The sequence below is a fragment of the Archangium sp. genome (assembly GCF_036388035.1).
In the GTDB taxonomy this organism is placed as follows: domain Bacteria; phylum Myxococcota; class Myxococcia; order Myxococcales; family Myxococcaceae; genus Archangium.
Genome location: NZ_DASVSO010000459.1, coordinates 1 through 7,054 on the forward strand (window position 1 = coordinate 1; position 7,054 = coordinate 7,054).

4 protein-coding genes are annotated in these 7,054 nt (G+C 69.9%); all 4 read left to right on the top strand.

Translation table 11 applies throughout. The annotated features are described in order from the left end of the window. Nucleotides 1-1,000 (top strand): hypothetical protein (locus VF697_RS18430; RefSeq protein ID WP_331096775.1); only part of this gene is annotated, 1,000 nt, incomplete at its 5' end. Nucleotides 1,001-1,014: 14 nt separating this feature from the next. Further along, nucleotides 1,015-4,032: a CehA/McbA family metallohydrolase gene (locus VF697_RS18435; RefSeq protein WP_331096777.1), complete on the top strand. Its 3,018-nt coding sequence runs from the start codon at nucleotides 1,015-1,017 to the stop codon at nucleotides 4,030-4,032. A 20-nt stretch (nucleotides 4,033-4,052) separates the two neighbouring features. Then, nucleotides 4,053-4,877 (top strand): hypothetical protein, encoded by an 825-nt coding sequence (locus tag VF697_RS18440; RefSeq protein WP_331096778.1) that lies wholly within the window; start codon nucleotides 4,053-4,055, stop codon nucleotides 4,875-4,877. A 453-nt stretch (nucleotides 4,878-5,330) separates the two neighbouring features. Beyond that, a partial coding sequence (locus tag VF697_RS18445) for a HAMP domain-containing protein (protein ID WP_331096780.1) occupies nucleotides 5,331-7,054 on the top strand: 1,724 nt, incomplete at its 3' end.

The following is a 7,054-nucleotide window of genomic DNA, read 5'->3' on the forward strand; positions in this document are numbered from 1 at the left end:
CTGGGCCGCCGAGCCGAAGAACCCCTGGGCCCTCGCCCATGGCATCGCCCTGGAGGGCCGCGCCTTCAAGGCCCGCGATGGGCGCCTCGCCGCGGACGTCATCCTCGCGGACTTCCTCCGTCGCGAGGGCAACGCCCCCCATGTGGACCTGCGCTTCGAGGCCTTCGCCGCCGATGGCACGCCCGTGGAGCCCCACCCCAACCTCCTGGTGAAGACGCTGCTGCTCGCGGGCTACCCGCCCTCGTACTCCTTCCGTGCGAGCTGGGGCCCCGTCACCCTCGGCGCCCTCGTGGAGGACCTGAAGCGCGACTTCCGCCGGGAGTCCGCCCTCTCACCCCATGGTGCCTGGACGCTCGATGCCCTCTCTCATGCGCTGCCCCCCGGTGCCACCTTCACCACGGGCGCCGGAGAGACGATCCGCCTCGACGCGGTGATGGACGAGGCCCTCGCCCTGCTCGAGCGCGAGCAGGCGGAGTTGCTCGCCGGCATGAAGGCCGGACTGCCACAGGTCCCCAAGCGCAAGCAGGGCATCTACACGCACCCCTGTGGCGGACTGCACCTCTTCCAGGCCGTCACCACCCACGCGCGCCACCCCGCCGTGCGCAAGGCGTGGGGCTCGCGCCTGGACACCCAGGTGGACGTCCTCTTCTACCGGCTGGGCTCCGAGTCCCGGCAGTACGACGCCGCCCTCACCTCCGCCCCCCCCGCCTACCGACTCCCCGTACTCATACAGATGGTGAAGTTCTACGGGCACTTCCTCGAGGCGCTCGGGCGCTACCGCGAGGAGACGGGCTGGAAGCCCTCGCCCGAGCAGGCCCGAGCGGTGGAGCTGGCGCGCGGACTGCTCGATGGCGCGGCGCGTCGGCTCGACGCCACGGGCGCCTTCCGAGACATGGAGTCACTGAAGGCGACGCACTACCAGCTCTACCTGGACCTCATCGGCGACTCCTGCCACGCCGCACACGGGCTGAGTTACTGGAGGAACCACCTCGGAGGTTGATACAAGGGTCAACCATGTCCTCCCCCCTTCGCCTCCTGGCCCTGTGCCTCGCACTGGCCGGGCTCACGCTCGCCGGCTGCAAGAAGGAGAGCTGCCTCGGCAATGAAGAAGGCTGCCGTGTCGCCAGCCCCTGCGAGAAGCTGAGCTACTCCTGTGAAGCCGCCTCTGGCTCGAAGCTGGAGCTCCGCATACTCACCCCCGAGGATCGCCGCGCCGGCAGCAACGGCCCCGGCACCGGGGCCTCCACCGTGCCCGGCGGTCTCAACGCCCTCGGCGCCCGCGGTGACATCCTCCTGGGCAACGACCGGGCGGTGGCCGTCATCGCCGGCATCGGCAACAACCACCTGTTGGATCCCAACGGTGGCTCGCTGCTCGACCTGAGCGCCCGCGGCAAGGACAACGACGGCCTCAACCAGGTGCTCCACGTGGTGGGCATCCTCCCCGGGGACGCGGTGCGCTACACCTCGGTCCAGCTCCTCGACGAGCGCCCCACCCGCGTGGCCGTGCAGCTGCGTGGCACGCTCGACGGCAAGCCCGAGTTCCCCGTCCACACCGTCTACGAGATGCGCCCGTGCGAGCCGGGCATCCGCGTGCGCACGGAGGTCCTCAACACCTCCGTGGATCCGCAGCTCTGGGCGCTGTCGGACGGCTTCTACTGGAGCGGCCGCGAGGCCCTGCCCTTCACGCCCTCGGCGGGCACGGGCTACCAGCACCCGTCCTTCAGCCTGCTCACCATCGGTGATGCCTTCGGCAAGTTCCCCTACCTGACGGCCGCGATGGCCTCCGACCCGGCCGCCAGCTATGCCGAGGTGGCGTGCGGCGAGGCCAACCTGCTCGAGGGCTTCCAGAGCGATCAGATCTCCTCCTCGGGCCTGCCGCGCACGGTGGTGCAGCCGCGCGACTACCTCGTCTACGAGCGCTTCCTCGCCGTGTCCGAGCGCGGGGACTTGGGCGCCGCCGCGGACCTGGCCCTGGAGGCCCGGCAGCAGCTCCATGGCGAGCAGTACGTGACGCTGCGCGGGACGGTGCAGCGGGTGAACGCGCCGCTCGGCGCGGGCCGCGAGGTCAGTGTCTTCATCAGCGAGGGCGAGCTCGCCGCCGACCCGAAGACCCGCATCCCGTGGACGCAGGTGACGCCGGACAAGGAGGGCCGCTTCCAGGCCCGCGTGCCCGCCGGCCGCGACTACGTGGTGGAGCTGCATGCCTTCGGCCGCAAGGTGGCCGATCGGCAGCTCGACGACGTGCGGACGGACACGGACGTGGGGACGCTCGCCGTGTCCTCCCTCTCCCGGCTCACCGTGAGGGTGGTGGATTGGATCACCGGCGAGCCCCTCGATGCCGAGGTCTTCGTCGTCCCCGTGGACGACACCACCCAGAAGGACACCGAGGGCAGCCTGCACGGTCGCTTCGGCACCTGCGCGCCGTGGCTCGGTTCGCCCGCGGGCCCCTCACCCGCGTGCAATCGCTTCCTCGTCCACAACGGCACCGCCACCGTGGACGCCCCCATGGGCCGCTTCTACGTCTACGCCTTCAAGGGCCCCTTCTGGACGATCGACCGGGAGACCGTGCTGCTCGGCGCCAAGGACACCACCGTGGACCTCGTCCTGCACAGGCTGGCGCTCCAGCCCCTCGGGACCGTGGGCGCGGACCTGCACGTGCACGGCGCCGCCAGCTTCGACAGCTCCCTGCCCGACATGGATCGCGTGCTGTCCTTCGCCGCCACGGACCTGGAGGTCGTCGTCTCCACCGACCACGACGTCATCTACGACTACGGGCAGATCGTCCGGAGCCTGGGCCTGCAGGAGAAGATGAGCACCGTGGTGGGCCTGGAGACGACCGGCCACATCCTCTGGATGAAGCGCCCCGGCTCCACCCTGCCCCTCGTGGTGGGCCACTACAACTTCTGGCCGCTCCAGTACGACCCGACGAAGCCGCGCAACGGCGCTCCGTCGGACGAGCTCGTCGAGCCCGGCGAGCTGTTCGACCGCGTGAAGGCCAGCGCCCCGGAGTCCCTGCGCGACCAGTTCCTCGCGCAGCTCAACCACCCGTGGTCGGACGCCGAGTTCGGCCGGGACCTGGGCTACCCGCGCGCGCTCGCGCTCAACACGCTCAAGAACCTGCCCGCCAGGGACGACGGCACCAACGCCGGCATGTACGTGCGCGCGCCCAAGGGCGGCTTCGCCAACAACGGCCAGCACGCCCAGGAAGTGATGAACGGCACGCAGAACGACATGCTGCTGCCCTACCGCGCCTTCTGGTTCTACGGGCTCGGCCAGGGCCAGCTCGTGACGGGCACCGCCAACAGCGACTCGCACAGCCTCACCGACAACACCGTGGGCCTGCCGCGCAACATCGTCTACACGGAGACCCGGCCGGGCCCCGGGTTCGACACCGCCCGCTTCAACGCCGCCCTGAAGTCCGGCGCCTCCTTCGGCACCAACGGCCCCGTCATCGAGGCCACCGTGGACACCGCCACCGGGCCCCGGCGCTACGGGCTCACTCCGCTGGTGCCCTCGGCGGACGCGAAGCTGCGCCTCAAGGTCTCCGCCGCCCCCTGGGTGCCCGTGGAGGAGGTGCGCATCATCGTCAACGGCTCCGTCGTGAAGACGCTGGACGCCTCGGCGCTCTCGCACCCGACGGACCCGTTCGGCGCCGAGGGCCTCGTGCGCTACGAGGGCACGCTCGCCCTGTCCGAGCTGGTCACCCGCGCCGGCGACGCCTGGCTCGTGGTGGAGGCCGGCCGCCGCCTGCCGCCCGCCGCGGACTTCGGTGGCCCCGGTGGCGAGGGGCCGGACGGCATCCCCGACACCGGCGACAACAACGGAGATGGCGTGGCGGACCGCAACGACATCGCCAAGGGCGCCTCCTACGGCCCGCTGAAGACGCCCACGCCGCCCTCCAGCGAGGCGGACCCCGTGTTCCACTTCGCCCAGGTCGTCACCGGCGGCTACCCGATGGCCTTCACCAACCCCTTCCTCCTCGACCGGAATGGCAACGGCCGCTTCGATGCCCCCGGCGTGGCCGCTCCGTGAATCGAGGGAACACCGTGAACATGTCCCGACTGTTCGTCGCGCTCGCCGCCCTGCTGCTCGTGCCCGCCTCCGCCCGCGCGGAAGGCGCGTGTGAGCAGTGGATCGCCCCCGCGCTCGCCGAGGGCCCCGTGCCCTTCGGCTTCCTGTCCGCCGATGTCGCCACCGGCCGCCGGGCCTGCCCTCGCACGGAGGTGGGCCTGGGCGTCCAAGGGGGCGCCATCGTGGAGACGGCCAACTTCTATGGCGCCGTCACCGCCGCGGGCCTGGTGTCCGGCAGCTATGCCCTGCGCCCGGACCTGGAGGTCTTCGCCACCCTGGAGGTCCCCCGCTTCCAGTTCGTCCAGAACGCCACCCTCACGGGCACCCGGCTGACGCTCGGGCAGCTCACCGCCGGGGCCACGTACGTGGCGCTGACGCGGGGGGCGCTCGTGGTGTCCCCGAGCGTGCGGCTGCAGCTCCCCACGTCCTTCGCGAGCCCGCGCACGCGGACGCTGGGCGGGGAACTCGGGGCCGCGGTGCTGTACCGCCCCACCCCCCGCTTCGAGGTGCACGGGTATGCGGGCGCGGACGTGTCCGCGGGCCTGGGTGCCGCGGCCGCGATGCCGCGCGCTGGCTTCCTGGTGAACGTCGGCTCCGAGTACGCCCTCTGCAGCGGCTTTGCCGCCGTACTCGATGCCAACGTCCACTTCGGGCACCGGGACGTGCTCGACTACGTGGCCCCGGCCATCGGGCTGCGGTTCCGCGCGGGCGAGCACTTCGGCGCGGAGCTGGGCGCGAGCCTCCCCCTGCTCGGCGCCGAGCGCGCGCTCGCCATCGGTGGGCTGAAGCTCTCGTATCGACTGTGAGGGTGGGCGAGGGACGGAGTGCTCGCTGGAGCACTCCCGTCCCCTGCCTGGCAACGCCTGCCTGCTGGCTCAGGAGGCGCAGTGCCTTCCCCACCATGGTTGTACTTCTCCTCCAAACCCTATACAAAGGTTTGACATTGGAGGGAGCCCTCTTCTGAAAAGGGTTTGACGGGGCAGACAGCCCTCACCCCAGGGAGAGGCTCAACCCTCTGCTCTCCAGCAGCGCCTAGTGGCGGCCTTGCGAGCAATTCCTTGCATGCTCATGCGAGGAATTCCCAGGACTCAGTTTGTGTCCAAGGGGTCACAGTCGACCTTCCGTTGAACGTGCTCCGGCACGGGCGGGCGAGCAACCGGGTGGGCGTGTGCCCGCGCGCGGTGAACTCAGGTCGGCAGGCCACCATGCGACCTTCCTCCAGCCCACGAGCCCCGTTGGCCCGCTCGACGCTCCTCAAGATGGGCGTGCGCATCGGAGTCATCATCGCACTGACCACGCTCGTCAGCTATTTCCACATCCGCCACTCCCTGCGCACCGAGGCCCTGGCGCAGTTGGAGCAGCACGTCTCCGAGCGTGGCCAGCGTGAAGAGGCCATCTTCCTGCTGGCGGAAGACAACCATGCCGTCCTCAAGAAGGCCCTGGAAGAGCGGATCCGGGCCCTCCCCGAGCAGGAGGTCGACGCCCGCTTCGACCGCCTGTTCGTGCACCTGCCAGACGGCACGGTCCGCAGCCGCCCCGAGGGCTTCGACGGCACCCGGATGGTGGGCCTCTTCGTTCCCAGGGGCGTGACCGTGAATGCGGACCTGCGCCGCAGGATCCTGGCCTCGCATGACGTGCTCACCCAGTACGGGCCCGCATTCCATACCCGCTTCACGGACACCTTCATCACGCTGCCGGAAGGGCCGCTCATCGTCTACTGGCCCGAGCGCCCCACCCTGACGCTGGACACCGCGCCCACGGATTCGCTCATCGCCCAGGAGTACTTCCCCATCAGCCTCCCCGAGAACAACCCGGAGAGGAAGACGGCCTGGTCCGGCGTCTACATGGATGAGGTCGTCAAGAGCGCGCTGGTCACGGTCTCCACGCCGCTGGACCTGGACGGCCGCCATGTCGCGACGCTCAGCCATGACGTCCTTCTCGAGGAGTTGATGGCGCGCACCGTCAACGACCACCTGCCCGGTGCCTACAACGTGCTCCTTCGCGAAAGCGGCGAGCTCATCGCTTCCCCCGGGATGAAGCTGAAGGACGACAACACCCAGGAGCAGCAGGCCCACCTGCGCGACATCCTCGAGCGGGTGAAGCACCGTTCGCCCGAGCAGAAGGTGTTGGAAGTGCTGGAGCACGACGAGTTCCTCGCCGTGGCGCGGCTGCGAGGCCCTGGTTGGAACCTCGTCACCGTGCTGCCCGAGGGCGTGGTGTCCCAGCCCGCCGTCCAGGCCGCCCACTATGTGCTGCTGCTCGGCCTGCTCTCGCTGCTGCTGGAGCTCGTCATCATGTACTGGGTGCTCCAGCAACAGATCACCCGCCCGCTGCTTGCCTTCACCCGAGCCACCGCCCGGGTGGCCACGGGCGACTTCAACGTCGAGCTCGACACCTCCCGCCGGGACGAGCTGGGACAACTCGCCCAGGCCTTCCGGCTCATGGCCGACAAGGTCCAGCGCCGCGAGGAGGAGCTGCGTCACGCCAACGAAGGACTGGAGCAGCGCGTCGAGGAGCGCACCCGCGAGCTCAAGGACGTCCATGCGCAGCTCGTGAAGACAGCCCGACAGGCCGGTATGGCGGAGATCGCCACCAACGTGCTGCACAACGTGGGCAATGTGCTCAACAGCGTCTACACGTCCGCCCAGGTTGCCAAGGAGCGGGTGACGGACATGCGTCTGGAGAACGTGGGCCGCGTGGCCAACATGCTCCAGGAGCGCCAGGGCGACCTGCCCACCTTCCTCTCCCAGGACGAGCGCGGTCGCCACCTCATGCCCTTCCTCAACAAGCTCGGGCAGAAGCTCATCAACGACCAGCAGGAGATCGTCACGCTGCTCAATGACGTAGGCCGCTACACCGAGCACATCGGCGACATCGTCAAGGTGCAACAGAACTACGCCCGGACGCCCCGAGTCCACGAGTCGGTCAACCTGGCGGACCTGGTGGAGGACTCCCTGCGCATCAACGCGGCCGGGCTCACCCG

Excerpts from the sequence above, each read along its gene's own strand:
- VF697_RS18435 (WP_331096777.1), top strand. The coding sequence starts at position 1,015 with ATGTCCTCCCCCCTTCGCCTCCTGGCCCTGTGCCTCGCACTGGCCGGG.
- VF697_RS18440 (WP_331096778.1), top strand. The coding sequence starts at position 4,053 with ATGTCCCGACTGTTCGTCGCGCTCGCCGCCCTGCTGCTCGTGCCCGCC.